Genomic DNA, 16,847 nt, shown 5'->3' with positions numbered 1-16,847 from the left:
CAATGGAGCTGTTTACCAACCAAGTCCTGGCCGGTATCGCCACGGGCGCGATCTATGCCTGTATGGCGCTCGCGGTGGTCATGATCTACCAGGCGATCGACCATCTGAACTTCGCCCAGGGCGAAATGGCGATGTTCTCGACCTTCATCTCCTGGCAATTGATGCAGTGGGGCGTGCCCTATTGGTGGTCGTTCCTGCTCACGCTGGCGATCTCGTTCGCCGGTGGCATCCTCATCGAGCGGCTGCTGTTCAAGCCGCTGGCCAAGGCGCCGGTGCTGACCAACGTCGCCGGTTTCATCGCGCTGTTTGCGATCGTCAACTCGGTAGCCGGTCTGATCTGGGATTTCACCATCAAGCAGTATCCGACCCCGTTCGGCTCCGCGCCGTTCCTCGGCAGCCAGTTGATCTCGACCCACCAGGCCGGGATGATCGGCGTCACGCTTTTGATGCTGGTCGGGCTCTACCTCTTCTTCCAGTTCACGCGGATCGGCCTAGCGATGCGCGCAGCGGCGGCGTTGCCGGAATCGGCGCGCCTGGTCGGCGTCAATACCTCCTGGATGATTGCGCTCGGCTGGGGCATGGCCTCCGCGATCGGCGCCGTCGCCGGCATCCTGATCGCACCAGTCGTGTTCCTCGAACCGAACATGATGGGCGGCGTTCTGGTTTACGGTTTTGCCGCCGCCGTGCTCGGCGGCCTTACCTCGCCGCTCGGCGCCGTCGTGGGCGGGTTCCTGGTCGGCGTCTTCGAGAATCTTGCCGGCACCTACATCCCCGGCGTGGGCAATGAACTGAAACTCCCGATCGCGCTTGCGCTGATCATCACCGTCCTGGTTTTCAAACCTGCCGGTCTCTTCGGCCGAGCCATCGTGAAGCGAGTCTGATCATGAGCGCAGCTGCAGAAGACGCAGTCACAGAAGCCCCGGCCGTCGAGGCCGTTCCGAAGCGCGCCATGACGCTGGGCACCGGCACCTCGCTGGTGATCCTGGCGGCACTGCTCGTCACCCCGGTGTTCGTGAAGAACTTCGTCGTCTTCCAAATGACGATGGTCATGATCTACGGGATCGCGGTGCTGGCGCTCAACATCCTGACCGGCGGCAGCGGGCAATTCTCGCTCGGCCAGAGCGCATTCTACGCGCTCGGCGCCTATACGTCGGCGGTGCTGATGGAAAACGTCGGCATGAACTATGCGCTGACGCTGCCGATCGCGGGGCTGGTCTCGTTCGGCGCCGGCTACCTGTTCGGCAAACCCGCGTTGCGGCTTTCCGGCATCTACCTGGCCCTTGCCACCTTCGCGCTTGCGGTCGCCATGCCGCAACTCCTGAAGCTGCATTTCCTCGAGCATTGGACCGGCGGCGTGCAGGGCCTCACCGTCATGAAACCCGATGCGCCGTTCGGCCTGCCGATTGGACAGGACAAGTGGCTCTACTACTTCACGCTGGCGATCGCGCTGGCGATCTATATCGGGTCGGTCAACCTGCTACGCTCACGCTCGGGCCGCGCCTTCATGTCGATCCGCGACAATGAGATCGCGGCCTCCGCCATGGGCGTCGATGTCGCCCAGTACAAGACGCTCGCCTTCGGCGTGTCCGCGGGCATCACCGGTATCGCCGGCGGGCTCAGCGCCATCGTCGTGGCGTTCGTGGCGCCCGACAGCTACACGATCAACCTGGCCATCGCGCTATTCCTTGGCATGGTGGTCGGCGGCGTGGGCTGGCTGCCGGGCTCGTTCGTCGGCGCCGCCTTCATCATCTTCGTGCCCAACATCGCGGAGAGCATCTCCAAGGGCCTCTCCGGCGCGGTGTTCGGCGTGCTTCTGTTCCTCGTGATCTTCCTCGTACCGCATGGTGCAAGGCAGGTTGCGATTGTTGCGCAGCAGATGCTCGGCAATCTCAGGAAGAACTGAGAACAACGAAGACGCTCTGGAGTGGCGAACTCAGCCATTAACCAATATTCCGCCGGGCGGTAGTTTCCCGGGGATCAGGCTAAATATCGGCCCCCGCGACATCGTCGCGGGGGCTTTTTGTTGCTGGACGCAGCCGAAAGGTATTCAATGCGGTCAAGAGCCGCCAAGTGCTCCAATCAAAAACAATGACACAGTCATCGATCCCAGGGAGATCAAAAAATGCTCGCCATCAACTTGCGCTTGGGAGCCTTTTCGGCCGCCCTCGCATTGCTTGCTGCCACCAGCAGCGGCGCGCTTGCGCAGAAGAAATACGACACCGGCGCCAACGATACCGAAATCAAGATCGGCAACATCATGCCCTACAGCGGTCCGGCTTCCGCCTACGGCGTGATCGGCAAGACCGAGGAAGCCTATTTCAGGAAGATCAACGCCGAGGGCGGCATCAACGGCCGCAAGATCAACTTCGTCAGTTATGACGATGCCTACTCTCCGCCGAAGACGGTGGAACAGGTGCGCAAGCTGGTCGAGAGCGATGAAGTCCTGCTCGTGTTCAATTCACTGGGCACCCCGCCCAATACCGCGATCCAGAAATACCTGAACTCGAAGAAGGTGCCGCAACTGTTCGTCGCGACCGGCGCCACCAAGTGGAACGATCCAAAAGACTTCCCGTGGACGATGGGCTGGCAGCCCAACTACCAAAGCGAGTCGCAGATCTACGCCAAGTACATTCTGAAGAACAAGCCGGACGCCAAGATCGCCGTGCTCTATCAGAATGACGACTACGGCAAGGACTATCTGAAGGGCTTCAAGGACGGCCTCGGCGCCAAGGCGGCATCGATGATCATCATCGAGGAAAGCTATGAGGTCTCGCAGCCGACGATCGATTCCAACATCGTCAAGCTGAAGTCGCTCAATGCCGACGTGTTCTTCAACATCACGACGCCGAAGTTCGCGGCGCAGGCAATCAAGAAGATGAACGAGATCGGCTGGAAGCCGATGCACTTCCTCAACAACGTCTCGGCCTCGATCGGCAGCGTCATGAAGCCGGCCGGCTTCGAGAATTCGCAGGACATCATCTCGTCCGCCTACCTCAAGGATCCGACCGACGCGCAGTGGAAGGACGACGCCGGGATGAAGGCCTGGAACGAGTTCCTGGACAAGTATTATCCGGAAGCCAACCGTGCCGACGCCTCGGTGATATACGGTTATACCGTGGCACAAGGCCTCGTTCACGTGCTGAAGGCTTGCGGCGACGACCTGACCCGCGCAAACGTCATGAAGCAGGCGGCGAACATCAAGGACCTCGAGCTTGGCGGCCTGCTGCCGGGCGTCAAGGTCAACACTTCGGCGACCGACTTTGCCCCGATTTCGCAATTGCAGTTGATGAAGTTCAAGGGCGAGACCTGGGAACGCTTCGGCGAGATTCTCTCCGGCGACGTCGGCGGCTAGTCAGCCGGCACCGCCTATCAAGGAAGCAGCCCTGCGGCTTTGCCGCAGGGCTTTTTGTTGTGAGGTTTCCAGCAAGATGCTACTCACGACGCTGTTAAAAGAGCTTCGTTCAAGGAGCCCGACGGGTACGTTTAATAAATGAAAAGGGAGAGACAGAAATGTCCACAATGAAAAAACTTGCGGTTGTTTCGGCCGCGTTTGGACTACTCGCGGCAACTTCGAGCGGCGTTCTCGCACAGAAGAAGTACGACCCCGGCGCGAGCGATACCGAGATCAAGATCGGCAACATCATGCCCTACAGCGGACCGGCTTCGGCCTATGGCGTGATCGGCAAAACCGAGGAAGCCTATTTCAGGAAGATCAACGCCGAGGGCGGCATCAACGGCCGCAAGGTCAACTTCATCAGCTATGACGATGCCTACAGCCCGCCGAAGACGGTGGAACAGACGCGCAAGCTGGTCGAGAGCGATGAAGTCCTCCTGATCTTCAATCCGCTCGGCACCCCGCCGAACACGGCTATCCAGAAGTACCTCAACAGCAAGAAGGTGCCGCAACTGTTCGTCGCGACCGGCGCCACCAAGTGGAACGATCCGAAGACCTTCCCCTGGACGATGGGCTGGCAGCCCAACTACCAAAGCGAGACGCAGATCTATGCAAAGTACATTCTGAAGGAGAAGCCGAACGCCAAGGTCGCCGTGCTCTATCAGAACGACGACTACGGCAAGGACTACCTGAAGGGCTTCAAGGATGGGCTCGGCGCCAAGGCCGCGTCGATGATCGTCATCGAGGAAAGCTACGAGGTCTCCGAGCCGACCATCGACTCCCATATCGTCAAGATGAAAGCGACCGGAGCCGACGTGTTCATCAACATCACCACGCCGAAATTCGCGGCGCAGGCGATCAAGAAGAACGCCGAGATCGGCTGGAGGCCACTGCACTTCCTCAACAACGTCTCCGCCTCGATCGGCAGCGTCATCAAGCCGGCTGGCTTGGAAAACGCCCAGGACATCATCTCCTCGCAATATCTGAAGGATCCGACGGATGCGCAGTGGAAGGATGATGCGGGCATGAAGGCCTGGAACGAGTTCCTGGACAAATACTATCCGGAAGCCAACCGCGCCGATGCGTCGGTGATGTACGGCTACTCGGTAGCCCAGACTCTGGCGCATGTGCTGGAGGCTTGCGGCGACAATCTCACGCGCGAGAACGTGATGAAGCAGGCGGCCAGCATCAAGGACCTCGAACTCGGCGGTCTGCTGCCGGGCATCAAGGTCAACACGTCAGCGACCGACTTTGCCCCGATTTCGTCGGTGCAACTGATCAAGTTCAAGGGTGAGACCTGGGAACGCTTCGGCGAAATCCTCTCGGGTGACGCCGGCGGCTAGTCATTCCAAAATCTGATCGGCCCATTTCCGGCCAACAAGAGCCCCCGCGCCCCGCTCGCGGGGGTTTTCTTTTGCAGCGATTGGATGGATAACCAGACCCCCGTCTCATCCAGCTCACGTGCCCTCATGACCGACCGACGTTCCCTCTTGCGTGCGATCTTCGATGCGGCCGTTGCGGCCGCGCATCCGGACGTCGTGCTGTCCGCGCATCTGCGTCCTGCACCCAAGGGCAGGGTGATCTGCCTCGCCGCCGGCAAGGGCGCGGCGGCGATGGCGGCTGCAGCTGAACGGCACTACCTCGATACGCTGGGGCTCGATCCGTCGCGGTTGATTGGGCTTGCCACCACGCGCCACGGCCACGGCGTGCCGACGCGGCGGATCAGGGTAATCGAAGCCGGCCATCCCGTACCTGACGAAGCCGGGCTGAAGGCTGCCGACGAAACGCTGCGGTTCGCCGCCGAGGCAACGGCGGACGATCTGTTGCTGGTGCTGCTGTCCGGAGGCGGCTCCGCAAACTGGATCGCGCCGGCTGATGGCGTTTCGTTCGCACAGAAGCAGCAGGTGAACCGCGCGCTGTTGCGCTCCGGCGCGCCGATCGGCGAGATGAACATCGTCCGCAAGCATCTGTCGCGAATCAAGGGTGGCCGGCTCGCCCGCGCCGGACAGCACGCCGCCGAGATCGTGACGCTCGCGATCTCAGACGTGCCGCACGACGACCCGTCGGCGATTGCATCGGGACCGACGGTGCCGGATCCGAGCACGCTGGCAGACGCCCGCGCGCTGGTGGCGAAGTATAATCTCACGGTTGACGACGCCGTCAGGCGCGCCCTCGAAGATTCGAGGAACGAGAGCTGCAAGCCAGGCGATCCTGCCTTTGCTCGCGCGCACTTCGAAATGATCGCAAAACCGAAGGCTTCGCTCGAGGCGGCCATCAAGGTCGCGAAGGACGCGGGATATGAGGTCATCGGCCTCGGCGCCGACCTCGAAGGCGAAGCGCGCGAGGTGGCGGCCGATCATGCGCGGATGGCGCTGAAGGCACGCAGCGAAGGCAAGCGCATCGCGATCCTGTCGGGCGGCGAGCTCACGGTGACCGTGCGCGGCAATGGCCGCGGCGGCCCCAACCAGGAATATGCGCTGGCGCTGGCGGACCTCCTGAAGGACACGGCCGGCATTGTGGCGCTGGCCGCCGACACCGACGGCGCCGACGGCGGCGCCGGCAGCGCTAGCGATCCGGCCGGCGCCGTGATCGATCAGACGACGTTTGCGAAGATGAAGTCGCTCGGCCTCAATCCCGCGGCCTATCTCGCCAACAACGACGCCACCGCGTTCTTTTCAGCCACCGGCGATCTCGTGCTGACGGGTCCGACGCTCACCAACGTCAATGACGTCAGGGTGATCCTGGTGGACTACGCTTAGGTTTTTCGGGCGGCCGCCGGCATCCAGTGCGTGCCGCGACGGCGTTAACGCTTTGTTGAGCAAGTTGCGAGGAACCGGCTCGGACCTGCCTTCCTCGAAGCTGCGATTCACCAGCATGGTCTTCTAATGACCGCTCTCCTGGGGGAGGAGAGCCGCCCTTGGCGGCTGGGGAAACGCTACATGACGGATCACGGCCAGATCACCGCCTCGCGGTCGGCGCAGTCGAGTGCGCAGCTCGAAGAGGCGATCAACCATTTGTCGCTCGGAATCGTCATTTTCGACGAGAAGCGCGAAGTCGTTTTCTGCAATGAGCGCTACAGGGAAATGTACGGGCTCTCGCCCGAACAGGTGAAGCCGGGGACACCGACCCATGAGCTGATCCGGCATCGGCTCAGGCTCGGCCTGAAGGTGCAAGTCGCGGTAGATGACTACATCCGTGAGCGCGTCGGCCGCGACATCGCGCTCGATACCACGGTGCAGGAGTTCACTGACGGCCGGTTCATCGCCTACACCGTCTACCCGATACCCGGCGGCGGCGGGATGGCGACCCACGAGGACATCACCGAGCGCGAAGAGCTCAATGCCCGGCTGAAGAAGCAATATGAACTCGGCAGGCAGCAGGAAGAGACCCTGCGCGTCAGAAACTTCCAGTTCGACACCGCGATCAACAACATGTCGCAGGGGCTTTGCTTCTTCGACTCCGATCACCGCCTGATCGTCTGCAACGATCGCTTTGTCGAGATGTATGATATCGCGCCGGAGCGCGTCAGTCCCGGCATGTCGCTGGTCGAGATCGTCGATCTGCGTTTTGAAGCCGGCAGCTTCCCCGCCATGACGCGAGACGAATATCTGCAATGGCGCACCAACGTGGCGGTTTCCAACGAGGCGAAAGACAGCATCGTCGACCTGATGAACGGGCGCACCTTCAAGATCCGTCATCGCCCGATGCCCGGCGGCGGTTGGGTCGCGACCCATGAGGACATCACCGAGCAGCGCCAGTCCGAGGTCAAGATCGAATACATGGCGCATCACGACGCGCTGACCGATCTTGCCAACCGCGTGCTGCTGAACGAGCGGCTCGAATATGCGTTGGGCAGGGTTCAGCACGACGAAATGGTCGCCGTCCATCACCTCGACCTCGATCAGTTCAAGGCCGTGAACGACACGTTCGGTCATCCCTGCGGCGACAAGTTGCTCAGGATCGTCGCCGAGAGGTTGCGCGCCCTCGTCGGCGCGGCCGACACGATCGCACGGATGGGAGGCGACGAGTTCGTGATCGTGCAGGCCGCGATCGCCGATCCCGCCGACGCCACTTCGCTGGCGCAGCGCGCCATCGATGCGCTGAGCGAACCCTATGACATCGACGGCCAGCAGGCCGTGATCGGCGTCAGCATCGGTATCTCGGTCGGCCCCGGCGACGGCGCGAACCCCGACAAGTTGCTGCGCAATGCCGATCTCGCACTCTATCGCGCCAAGAGCGACGGCCGCGGCACGTTCCGTTTCTTCGAGCCTGCGATGGACCTGCAGATGCAAACCCGCCGCATCATGGAGCAGGATCTGCGCCGAGCGCTGCCGGGAGGCGAATTCGACTGTACTATCAGCCGGTCGTCAACCTCGCCAGCAAGGAAATCAGCGGCTTTGAGGCCTTGATCCGCTGGAATCATCCGATCAAGGGAATTGTCTCGCCGGCCACATTCATCCCGCTGGCAGAGGAAATCGGCTTCATCGTTCCGATGGGCGAATGGGTGATCAGGCAGGCCTGCGCCACCGCCGCGCAATGGCCCGACCACCTTCACGTCGCCGTCAATATTTCAGCAATGCAGTTTCGCAGTCCCGGCCTGATGCAGGTGATCAACGGGGCGCTCGCCGCTTCCGGCCTTGCGCCGACGCGGCTCGAGATCGAAATCACCGAGACCGTATTGCTCCACAACAAGGAAGCCACGCTCGCGCTGTTGCATCAGTTGCGCGCGCTCGGAATCCGGATCGCGATGGACGATTTCGGCACCGGATATTCATCGCTGACCTACTTGCAGAGCTTTCCGTTCGACAAGATCAAGATCGACCGTTCGTTCGTCAAGAACATCACCGAGGATTCGAGCTCGCTCAATATCGTGCGGGCGGTTGCCGCGCTTGCCAATGGCATGGGCATGACGGCCACCGCCGAGGGCGTGGAAACCGCAGAGCAGCTCGACAGCATTGCATCCGAGGGATGCACGGAGATGCAGGGCTTTCTGTTCAGCAAGCCACTCCCCGCCGCCGAGATCGAGCGGCAATTCCTGTCGGGCCGCGGCCTGCGCGAGGCTCATGGCCGTATCGTCGCGGCCTGATCGCCGAGCTCGTCATTCCGGAGCGCGCGAAGCGCGAATCCGGAATCTCGAGATTCTCAGGTGCGCAATTGCGCACCATAGTTCGCATCTTCGATGCGCCCCGGAATGACGGACACTCAAAACTCCGTCGCGATCTTCGACAGCATTTCGAGCAGGGCGACGCGGTTGGCAGGCCCCAGCAATTCGTTGAGCCGCGCCTCGTGCTTGCTGGCAACGAGCTTCTTGGCGCGCGCCAATACCGCCCTTCCCTTGTCGGTCAGGACCAGAATGTGCGAGCGGCGGTCATTGGTCGACCGCATCCGGGTGCAGAGATCGCGGCTCTCCAGCGCGTCCAGCATCGAGACGAAATTCGGCCTGAGAATGCCGAGCGTGTTGGCGATTTCGGTCTGATTGCGCCCGGGATTGCGGTCGAGCAACAGTAGCACCGAGAACTGCGCCGGCGTCAGTTGCAGCGGCGCGACGCAGCGCAGGAAATCTTCGAACACCTTGAGCTGCGCGCGCTTGAGCGAATAGCCGAGCAGGTCGGCGAGTTCGCCTAGCTGCAGCCCGGCATTGTCAGCGGCGCCATCGGCAATCTCCTTGCCATTGCTCCGCGACGGCTTGACGGCATCGGTGGCTGCCTTGGAAACTGTCATGGCGTGAGGCTCGCACCCGGAAAGTGCCTCGACCGATGGCCGAGGCCTTGATGTTATATTTGATAATTGTTATTGATTATATCAAATATCGGCGCCTTTCAACTGCCGAGATGTGGGACGGCCGGCAGACCGCGCGAGGTCAGGCCGGCGACGCTTTTAGGGGGAGCGCCAGTCTTGAATACGACGATCATGCTGTTCCTGCTGCAGGACGGCATCACCAATGGCGCGATCTATGCGCTGCTCGGGCTCGCGTTGGTGCTGGTATTTGCCGTCACGCGCGTCATCCTGATCCCGCAGGGTGAGTTCGTCACCTTCGGCGCACTGAGCTACGCCGTGCTGGCGACCGGCAAGGTGCCGGGCACCGCGTGGCTGGCGCTCGCCATGGGCGTGGCTGCCTTTGCTCTCGATCTGTTTGACGCGCGACGGTCGCTACGGCTCAAGCGAGTCCTGCGCGCCCTCGCCCTCAACATCGTTCTCCCCGCCGCGATCCTGGCCCTGACCTACGGGCTGGCCGGTCCCAAGACGCCGATTGCGGTCAACATCACGCTGTCGCTGCTGATCGTCGCGGCGATCGGGCTGTTTCTCTATCGCATCGCGTTCCAGCCGCTCGCCCATACCTCGGTGCTGGTGCTGCTGATCGCATCCGTCGGCTGCCATCTCGCCCTGCAGGGCCTTGGCCTCGTGTTCTTCGGCGCCGAGGGCCTGCGCGGCCCGGCGTTGTCGAGTGCGGCATTGACGGTCGGCCCGCTGCGCTTCACCGGCCAGAGCCTTGCGGTCTACGGGCTGACCATTGCCTTCATCGTCGCGCTGTGGCTGTTCTTCGGCTTCACGCTGATGGGCAAGGCGCTGCGCGCCACCGCGGTCAATCGCCTCGGCGCCCGCCTCGTCGGAATCCGCACCACACTGTCGGGCCAGATCGCGTTCCTGCTGGCGTCATTGATTGGCGCTATTTCCGGAATCCTGATCGTGCCGATCACCACGCTCTACTACGACACCGGCTTCCTGATCGGCCTGAAAGGCTTTATTGCCGCAATCATCGGCGGCCTCGTCAGCTATCCGCTCACCGCGGTCGCCGCGCTATTGGTCGGCAGCGTCGAGGCGTTCTCCTCGTTCTACGCCAGCAATTTCAAGGAGGTCATCGTATTCACGCTGATCCTTCCCGTGCTGGTGCTGCGTTCGCTCGCGGCGCCTGCGGTCGAGGAAGAGAAGGACTGACGGCGATGAAGCAGCGAACCCCTCTCCTCATCTTCGCAGCTCTCATGGCGGCGATCCCGTTCATTCCGGGCATCCCGCCGTTCTGGATCGTGCTGCTCAACAATATTGGCCTCGCTGCGTTAGTGGCGATGGGGCTGGTGCTGCTGACTGGCGTCGGCGGCCTCACCTCGTTCGGCCAAGCCGCCTTCTGCGGCTTCGGCGCCTACACCACGGCGGTACTCACCACGGCCTACGGCGTCTCGCCATGGCTGACGCTACCGCTTTCGCTTTTGGTCAGCGGCATCGCCGCCGTTTTGCTCGGCATCATCACGGTGCGGCTATCCGGCCATTATCTGCCGCTCGGCACCATCGCCTGGGGCATCGGGCTGTTCTATCTGTTCAGCAAGCTGGAATTCCTCGGCCGCAATGACGGCATCTCCGGCATCCCGCCGCTCTCGATCGGCAACTTCCGCATGCTCGATCCCGGCACGATCTATTTCGCGATCTGGATCGGCGTGCTGGTGTCGGCATTGCTGACCATGAACCTTCTGGACTCCCGTACCGGCCGCGCGATCCGCGCATTACGGCGCGGCCATATCGCCGGTGAAGCGTTCGGCGTGCAGACGCCGCGCGCCAAGCTATTGGTGTTCGTTTATGCGGCGGTTCTCGCCGGCCTGTCCGGCTGGCTCTATGCGCATTTTCAGCGCGCGGCCAACCCGACGCCGTTCGGCGCGCATGCCGGCATCGAATATCTCTTCATCGCAGTGGTCGGCGGCGCCGGCTACGTCTGGGGCGCGGTGCTCGGCGCCGGCATCGTCGTGATCCTCAAGGAGATCCTGCAAAGCTATCTGCCCTATGTCTTCGGCGGTCAGAGCCAGCTCGAGACCATCGTGTTCGGCATCCTGCTGGTCGTTCTGCTGCAACTGGCGCCGACCGGCGTCTGGCCCTGGCTGATGGCGCGATTGCCGCTCAGGGCGGGCCGCAAGGCACCCGACACGTCGCTTCCCCTTGCCAAGCGCGAGCGCGCGCCGGCCGCTGCTGCCGCGCTGCTGCAGATCGAGAAAGCGCGCAAGCAGTTCGGCGGCGTGATTGCCGTCAACGACGTCTCGTTCGACGTCGGGGCGCGCGAGATCGTCGCCCTGATCGGGCCCAATGGCGCCGGCAAGAGCACGACCTTCAACCTGATCACGGGCGTGCTGACGACGACCGGCGGCACCATCTCGGTGCTCGGCCACAAGGTCGACAACGCCCCGCCGCAGGAAGTCGTCAAGCTCGGCGTCGCCCGCACCTTCCAGCACGTCAAGCTGGTGCCCGACATGACCGTGCTGGAGAACGTCGCGATCGGCGCGCATCTGCGAGGGTGTGCGGGCGCGATCTCCAGCATGTTCCGGCTCGACCGCGCCGATGAGGCAAAGTTACTGGCGGAAGCCGCGCGTCAGATCGAGCGCGTCGGCCTCGGCGACCAGATCGACCATTTGGCAGGAAGCCTGTCGCTTGGCCAGCAGCGCATCGTCGAGATCGCACGCGCGCTCTGCGTCGATCCGTTACTGCTGCTGCTCGACGAGCCGGCCGCAGGCCTGCGCCACATGGAAAAACAGCGGCTCGCCGCGCTGCTCCGCCAGTTGCGCGACGGCGGCATGTCGGTGCTGCTGGTCGAGCACGACATGGGCTTTGTGATGGATCTTGCCGATCGCGTGGTGGTGCTGGATTTCGGCACCAAGATCGCCGAGGGCACGCCGGCCGCGATCAAGACCAATCCCGACGTGATCAAGGCCTATCTCGGAGCTACCGCATGAGCGCGCTGTTATCGGTCTCCGACGCTCACGTTTCCTACGGCAAAGTCGAAGCCGTGCGCTCGGTGTCGCTTGAGGTCGCCGACAACGAAATCGTCACCATTATCGGCGCCAACGGCGCCGGCAAGACCACGCTATTGAACGCCATCATGGGCGTGCTGCCGCTCAAGGGCGCCACCACCTTCGCCGGCGCCGACATGGCCCCGCTCGACATCGAGGATCGCGTCGCGGCGGGCCTCTGTCTCGTGCCCGAGCATCGCGAATTGTTCGGCACCATGAACGTCGAGGACAATCTGCTGCTCGGGGCCTTCCGGATTCCGAAAGCCACGGCCGCACAATCGTTCGAGCGCGTCTACGCGCTGTTTCCGCGGCTGAACGAGCGGCGCAAGCAATTGGCCGGCACACTCTCCGGCGGCGAGCAGCAGATGCTGGCGATGGGCCGCGCGCTGATGGGCGCGCCAAAACTGCTGATGCTGGATGAACCCAGCCTCGGGCTGGCACCGATCATCGTCGCCGACATCTTCCGCACCATCGGCGAACTGCGCGCCGCCGGCGTCTCGGTGCTGCTGGTCGAGCAGAACGCGCAAGCGGCCCTCAAGATCGCCGATCGCGCCTATGTCATGGAGCTCGGCGAATTCATCCTCTCGGGATCGGCGAGCGACATCGCCAACAACCAGCGGGTTGCGGCGAGCTATCTCGGCTTCCAGCACGAGGGCGCGAGCGATATCTAGGGCGCGTTCTGATAAATTCTGTTCGGCAAGTGCAACTCTCTGTTCGCTTCGTTCGCCCTCGCGTTAATGCAGCCGGAAGACTCCATTCACGGCGCGTAGTTCGGCAGGCTTGATCAGTTTGGAGTGCGCGACGGTGACCGCAAACAGCGGGCCATCGAGCTTTGTTTCCCAGAACGCGAGGAAATCCTTCAACGCCGGGAAATCCGGAAACATATCGTAGTCCTGCCAGACGTAAGTTTGCAGCAGCCAGCGCCGATCCGGACGGCGATAAACGATCTCCGCCGTCGTCAGCCCGTAGCCTAAGACCTGCTTCCTGAAATCCCTGGAAACCGCATCTTTCTCGACCATGCCAACCTCCAGCCCAACTGAAGCGTAGTGCGTGATTCTCAATTCGCCAAAAGCGAAACGTTCAATAGGTCATAGCAATCAACGCTCTAGCAGCATGTTACTGCACCTGCTAGCAGTCGGGCCTCCTCCAGAAACTCAAGCGCAGTCAAACATCGTGGGCCGAAGCCCTTGCACCACAGTGTCACAGGCTTATGTGAAGGACGGCTAGCACTCGCCCATTGCGACTGCCAATCCAGAAATAATCATAAAAGCCATGGAGGATCGCATGAAGTTCCGTCCACTGCACGACCGCGTCGTGGTCAAACGCATCGATGGCGAAGACAAAACCGCTGGCGGCATCCTCATTCCGGACAGTGCCAAGGAAAAGCCCTCGCAGGGCGAAGTCGTCGCCGTTGGTCCGGGCGGCCGTGACGAAGCCGGCAAGCTGATCCCGATCGACCTCAAGGTGGGTGACCGCGTGTTGTTCGGCAAGTGGTCGGGCACCGAGGTCAAGCTCGATGGTCAGGAGCTTCTGATCATGAAGGAAAGCGACATCATGGGCGTTCTCACCGACGCTCCCGCCGCCAAGAAGAAGGCCGCTTAAGCGCTTTAGCCCGTTACCTCATCCTGAGGAGTCGGCGCCGCCGGCGTCTCGAAGGAAGAGGCCTGCAATCCAATCTCATCCCTCAGGAATCCGCCCATTCGCGCGGATCTTGGGATCTGAGAGTACGGAGGTCATCATGTCAGCCAAGGAAGTCAAATTCGGCGTCGATGCCCGCGATCGCATGCTGCGCGGTGTCGACATTCTCCACAATGCCGTCAAGGTGACGCTCGGCCCGAAGGGCCGCAACGTCGTGCTCGACAAGTCGTTCGGCGCCCCCCGCATGACCAAGGACGGCGTCACCGTCGCCAAGGAAATCGAGCTTGAGGACAAGTTCGAGAACATGGGCGCGCAGATGGTGCGCGAAGTCGCTTCGAAGTCCGCGGATGCTGCCGGCGATGGCACCACCACCGCGACCGTTCTGGCGGCTGCGATCGTCCGTGAGGGCGCCAAGTCGGTTGCCGCCGGCATGAACCCGATGGATCTGAAGCGCGGTATCGACCTCGCGGTTGAAGCCGTGGTCGCCGACCTCGTCAAGAACTCCAAGAAGGTCACCTCGAACGAGGAAATCGCCCAGGTCGGCACCATCTCCGCCAACGGCGACGCCGAAATCGGCAAGTTCCTCGCGGATGCCATGAAGAAGGTCGGCAACGAGGGCGTCATCACCGTCGAGGAAGCCAAGTCGCTCCAGACCGAGCTCGAAGTCGTCGAAGGCATGCAGTTCGACCGTGGCTACATCTCGCCCTACTTCATCACCAACGCCGACAAGATGCGCGTTGAAATGGACGACGCCTATGTCCTGATCAACGAGAAGAAGCTCTCCTCGCTGAACGAACTGCTGCCGTTGCTGGAAGCCGTAGTGCAGAGCGGCAAACCGCTTCTGATTATCGCCGAAGACGTTGAAGGCGAAGCGCTCGCCACCCTCGTCGTCAACCGTCTGCGTGGCGGTCTGAAGGTCGCGGCCGTCAAGGCTCCGGGCTTCGGCGATCGGCGCAAGGCCATACTGCAGGACATCGCCGTTCTGACCGGTGGTCAGGCGATCTCGGAAGATCTCGGCATCAAGCTCGAGAACGTTACGCTGCAGATGCTCGGTCGCGCCAAGAAGGTGATGATCGACAAGGAGAACACCACCATCGTCAGCGGCGCCGGCAAGAAGGCCGACATCGAAGCCCGCGTGGCCCAGATCAAGGCGCAGATCGAGGAAACCACCTCGGACTACGACCGTGAGAAGCTGCAGGAGCGTCTGGCCAAGCTCGCGGGCGGCGTCGCGGTGATCCGCGTCGGTGGTGCGACCGAGGTCGAGGTAAGGGAGCGCAAGGATCGCGTGGATGACGCGATGCATGCGACCCGCGCGGCAGTGGAAGAAGGCATCGTGCCCGGCGGGGGCGTCGCCTTGCTCCGTGCCTCCCTGCATCTCAAGGGCCTGCGCACCAAGAACGACGACCAGAAGACCGGCGTCGAGATCGTGCGCAAGGCGCTGTCTTGGCCGGCCCGCCAGATCGCGATCAATGCGGGCGAAGACGGTTCCGTCATCCTCGGCAAGATCCTCGAAAAGGACCAGTATGCCTACGGCTTCGATTCGCAGACCGGCGAATATGTCAACCTGATCGCGAAGGGCATCATCGACCCGACCAAGGTGGTTCGCGTGGCGATCCAGAATGCAGCCTCGGTTGCGGCGCTCGTGGTCACCACGGAAGCCATGGTGGCCGAAGTGCCGAAGAAAAACCAAGGCGGCGCCGGTATGCCTCCTGGTGGCGGCATGGGTGGCATGGGCGGTATGGACTTCTAAGTCCAACCATTCCGAGCACAACAATATGAAAGGCCCGGCAGCGATGCCGGGCCTTTCCGCATCCGCTGCACGCCTATCTCGACGACAATAGCTGCATGGAGGTGACCGCACCCAAGGGATCGAGTTGCAAGGAGGTTGGAAGAGTGCGAATTTTTGACCATGCCTTCGTCGATTTCGCGAGCCAGAGAATGACGCCACTCCGCACGCTCTATCCACCGATTGAGCCATACACAGTTGGTTTCTTGGATGTCGGCGACGGGCATACGATCTACTACGAACGCTGCGGAAAACCAGGCGGCAAACCAGCGGTATTTCTTCACGGTGGCCCGGGTGGGGGCGTTACTCCAGATCATCGCCGGCTATTCGATCCCTCCGTCTATGACGTGATGCTGTTCGATCAGCGCGGATGCGGGCGCTCGACGCCGCATGCCGAGCTCCATGCAAATACGACGTGGCATCTCGTCGATGATATCGAGCGGCTACGTCAAATCGCAGCCGTGCAAAAGTGGCTTGTTTTTGGCGGGTCGTGGGGGTCGACGTTGGCTCTCGTATACGCGGAGGCCCATCCCGAACGCGTTTCCGAACTGATCCTGCGCGGCGTCTATACTGTGACTCGGGCCGAGATCGAATGGTATTATCAACATGGCGTTTCGGAGATTTTCCCCGAGAAGTGGGAACGCTTCCAGGCACCGATCCCGGAGACCGAACGCGACGATATGATCGCCGCTTATCGCAAGCGGCTGACGAGCGACGATCCCTCCATACGGCTGGAAGCGGCAAGGGCCTGGAGCGTTTGGGAAGGCGAAACGATTACGCTTCTCCCGAATGCGAAACTGTCGAACGCGCATGCCGACGATCACTTCGCCCTCGCGTTCGCGCGCCTCGAGAATCACTACTTCTCCAACGGCTGCTGGCTTGAGGACGGTCAGATATTGCGGGATGCTTTCCGCCTCCGCGGCATCAAAGGCGCGATTGTGCATGGCCGCTACGACATGCCATGCCCGGCACGCTATGCGTATCAACTACACAAGGCCTGGCCTGAAGCGGACTTTCATCTGATCGAGGGCGCCGGCCATGCCTACGATGAACCGGGCATTCTTGATGCGCTGATTAAAGCGACAGATGGTTTTGCGCAGCAAATCTGAGCGGTTATCACCAAGCTGGACGAGGTCGGCATCAGGTTCCTGCCATGTCGGCTTGCCCCTGAAGGTGGATTTCGCCGCGCCTTCACTTACACAATCTTAAGCATGATATGAGTTCCGTCCCTATCGTGTGAGTTGCACGACTTCCCGAATAC

15 protein-coding genes are annotated in these 16,847 nt (G+C 62.0%); 13 read left to right on the top strand and 2 right to left on the bottom strand.

The window, feature by feature from the left end:
* Positions 1–2 precede the first annotated feature (2 nt).
* From ACH79_RS14830 to ACH79_RS43900, 7 genes are all read left to right on the top strand, one after another.
* Positions 3–881 (top strand): branched-chain amino acid ABC transporter permease, encoded by an 879-nt coding sequence (locus ACH79_RS14830; RefSeq protein ID WP_161851694.1) that lies wholly within the window; start codon positions 3–5, stop codon positions 879–881.
* A gap of 2 nt (positions 882–883) precedes the next feature.
* A complete protein-coding gene (locus tag ACH79_RS14825; protein WP_161851693.1) occupies positions 884–1,903 on the top strand; it encodes a branched-chain amino acid ABC transporter permease in 1,020 nt (339 codons plus the stop codon).
* 219 nt (positions 1,904–2,122) lie between these two features.
* Complete coding sequence (locus ACH79_RS14820) at positions 2,123–3,352, top strand: ABC transporter substrate-binding protein (protein WP_161851692.1); 1,230 nt, start codon at positions 2,123–2,125, stop codon at positions 3,350–3,352.
* Between the two features lie 158 nt (positions 3,353–3,510).
* Positions 3,511–4,737, top strand: a complete 1,227-nt coding sequence (locus tag ACH79_RS14815; RefSeq protein WP_161851691.1) for an ABC transporter substrate-binding protein — start codon at positions 3,511–3,513, stop codon at positions 4,735–4,737.
* Positions 4,738–4,863: 126 nt separating this feature from the next.
* The gene (locus ACH79_RS14810) at positions 4,864–6,153 is read left to right on the top strand and encodes a glycerate kinase (RefSeq protein WP_161851690.1); all 1,290 of its coding nucleotides are present in this window, start codon (positions 4,864–4,866) and stop codon (positions 6,151–6,153) included.
* A gap of 180 nt (positions 6,154–6,333) precedes the next feature.
* Positions 6,334–7,803 (top strand): PAS-domain containing protein, encoded by a 1,470-nt coding sequence (locus ACH79_RS14805; RefSeq protein ID WP_246738539.1) that lies wholly within the window; start codon positions 6,334–6,336, stop codon positions 7,801–7,803.
* Positions 7,737–8,480: a putative bifunctional diguanylate cyclase/phosphodiesterase gene (locus tag ACH79_RS43900; RefSeq protein WP_371419457.1), complete on the top strand. Its 744-nt coding sequence runs from the start codon at positions 7,737–7,739 to the stop codon at positions 8,478–8,480. The genes ACH79_RS14805 and ACH79_RS43900 overlap by 67 nt, the downstream gene beginning before the upstream one ends.
* A 116-nt stretch (positions 8,481–8,596) precedes the next feature.
* On the opposite strand, the gene ACH79_RS14800 is transcribed toward ACH79_RS43900, so the two are convergent.
* Positions 8,597–9,115 carry a MarR family winged helix-turn-helix transcriptional regulator gene (locus tag ACH79_RS14800; protein ID WP_161851689.1) on the bottom strand — a complete coding sequence of 173 codons (519 nt, stop codon included), beginning with the start codon at positions 9,113–9,115 and terminating at the stop codon, positions 8,597–8,599.
* A gap of 174 nt (positions 9,116–9,289) precedes the next feature.
* Here ACH79_RS14800 and ACH79_RS14795 point away from each other — a divergent pair, with 174 nt between their 5' ends.
* Genes ACH79_RS14795 through ACH79_RS14785 form a run of 3 tightly spaced genes read left to right on the top strand, consistent with a single transcriptional unit; the run spans position 9,290 to position 12,833 of the window.
* The gene (locus ACH79_RS14795; RefSeq protein ID WP_161851688.1) at positions 9,290–10,330 is read left to right on the top strand and encodes a branched-chain amino acid ABC transporter permease; all 1,041 of its coding nucleotides are present in this window, start codon (positions 9,290–9,292) and stop codon (positions 10,328–10,330) included.
* A gap of 5 nt (positions 10,331–10,335) precedes the next feature.
* Complete coding sequence (locus ACH79_RS14790; protein WP_161851687.1) at positions 10,336–12,105, top strand: ATP-binding cassette domain-containing protein; 1,770 nt, start codon at positions 10,336–10,338, stop codon at positions 12,103–12,105.
* Positions 12,102–12,833, top strand: a complete 732-nt coding sequence (locus ACH79_RS14785) for an ABC transporter ATP-binding protein (protein WP_161851686.1) — start codon at positions 12,102–12,104, stop codon at positions 12,831–12,833. Before ACH79_RS14790 ends, ACH79_RS14785 begins: the two co-directional genes overlap by 4 nt.
* 63 nt (positions 12,834–12,896) lie before the next feature.
* Here ACH79_RS14785 and ACH79_RS14780 read toward each other — a convergent pair whose 3' ends face one another.
* Positions 12,897–13,181, bottom strand: a complete 285-nt coding sequence (locus ACH79_RS14780) for an usg protein (RefSeq protein ID WP_161851685.1) — start codon at positions 13,179–13,181, stop codon at positions 12,897–12,899.
* Positions 13,182–13,446: 265 nt separating this feature from the next.
* Between ACH79_RS14780 and ACH79_RS14775 the strand changes: the two genes are divergently transcribed.
* The 3 genes from ACH79_RS14775 (at position 13,447) to pip (ending at position 16,695) form a co-directional block, all read left to right on the top strand.
* Positions 13,447–13,764: a co-chaperone GroES gene (locus ACH79_RS14775; protein ID WP_161851684.1), complete on the top strand. Its 318-nt coding sequence runs from the start codon at positions 13,447–13,449 to the stop codon at positions 13,762–13,764.
* A 136-nt stretch (positions 13,765–13,900) separates the two neighbouring features.
* Entirely contained in the window at positions 13,901–15,550 is a 1,650-nt protein-coding gene (gene groL / locus ACH79_RS14770; RefSeq protein WP_161851683.1) for a chaperonin GroEL, read from the top strand.
* Between the two features lie 188 nt (positions 15,551–15,738).
* A complete protein-coding gene (gene pip, locus ACH79_RS14765; protein WP_161856363.1) occupies positions 15,739–16,695 on the top strand; it encodes a prolyl aminopeptidase in 957 nt (318 codons plus the stop codon).
* Positions 16,696–16,847: the final 152 nt, after the last annotated feature.

Origin of the sequence: Bradyrhizobium sp. CCBAU 051011, from assembly GCF_009930815.1 — a bacterium.
Classification (GTDB): domain Bacteria; phylum Pseudomonadota; class Alphaproteobacteria; order Rhizobiales; family Xanthobacteraceae; genus Bradyrhizobium.
Note: the sequence above shows the minus strand (reverse complement) of the source record. Positions and strands in the feature narration are given on the sequence as shown.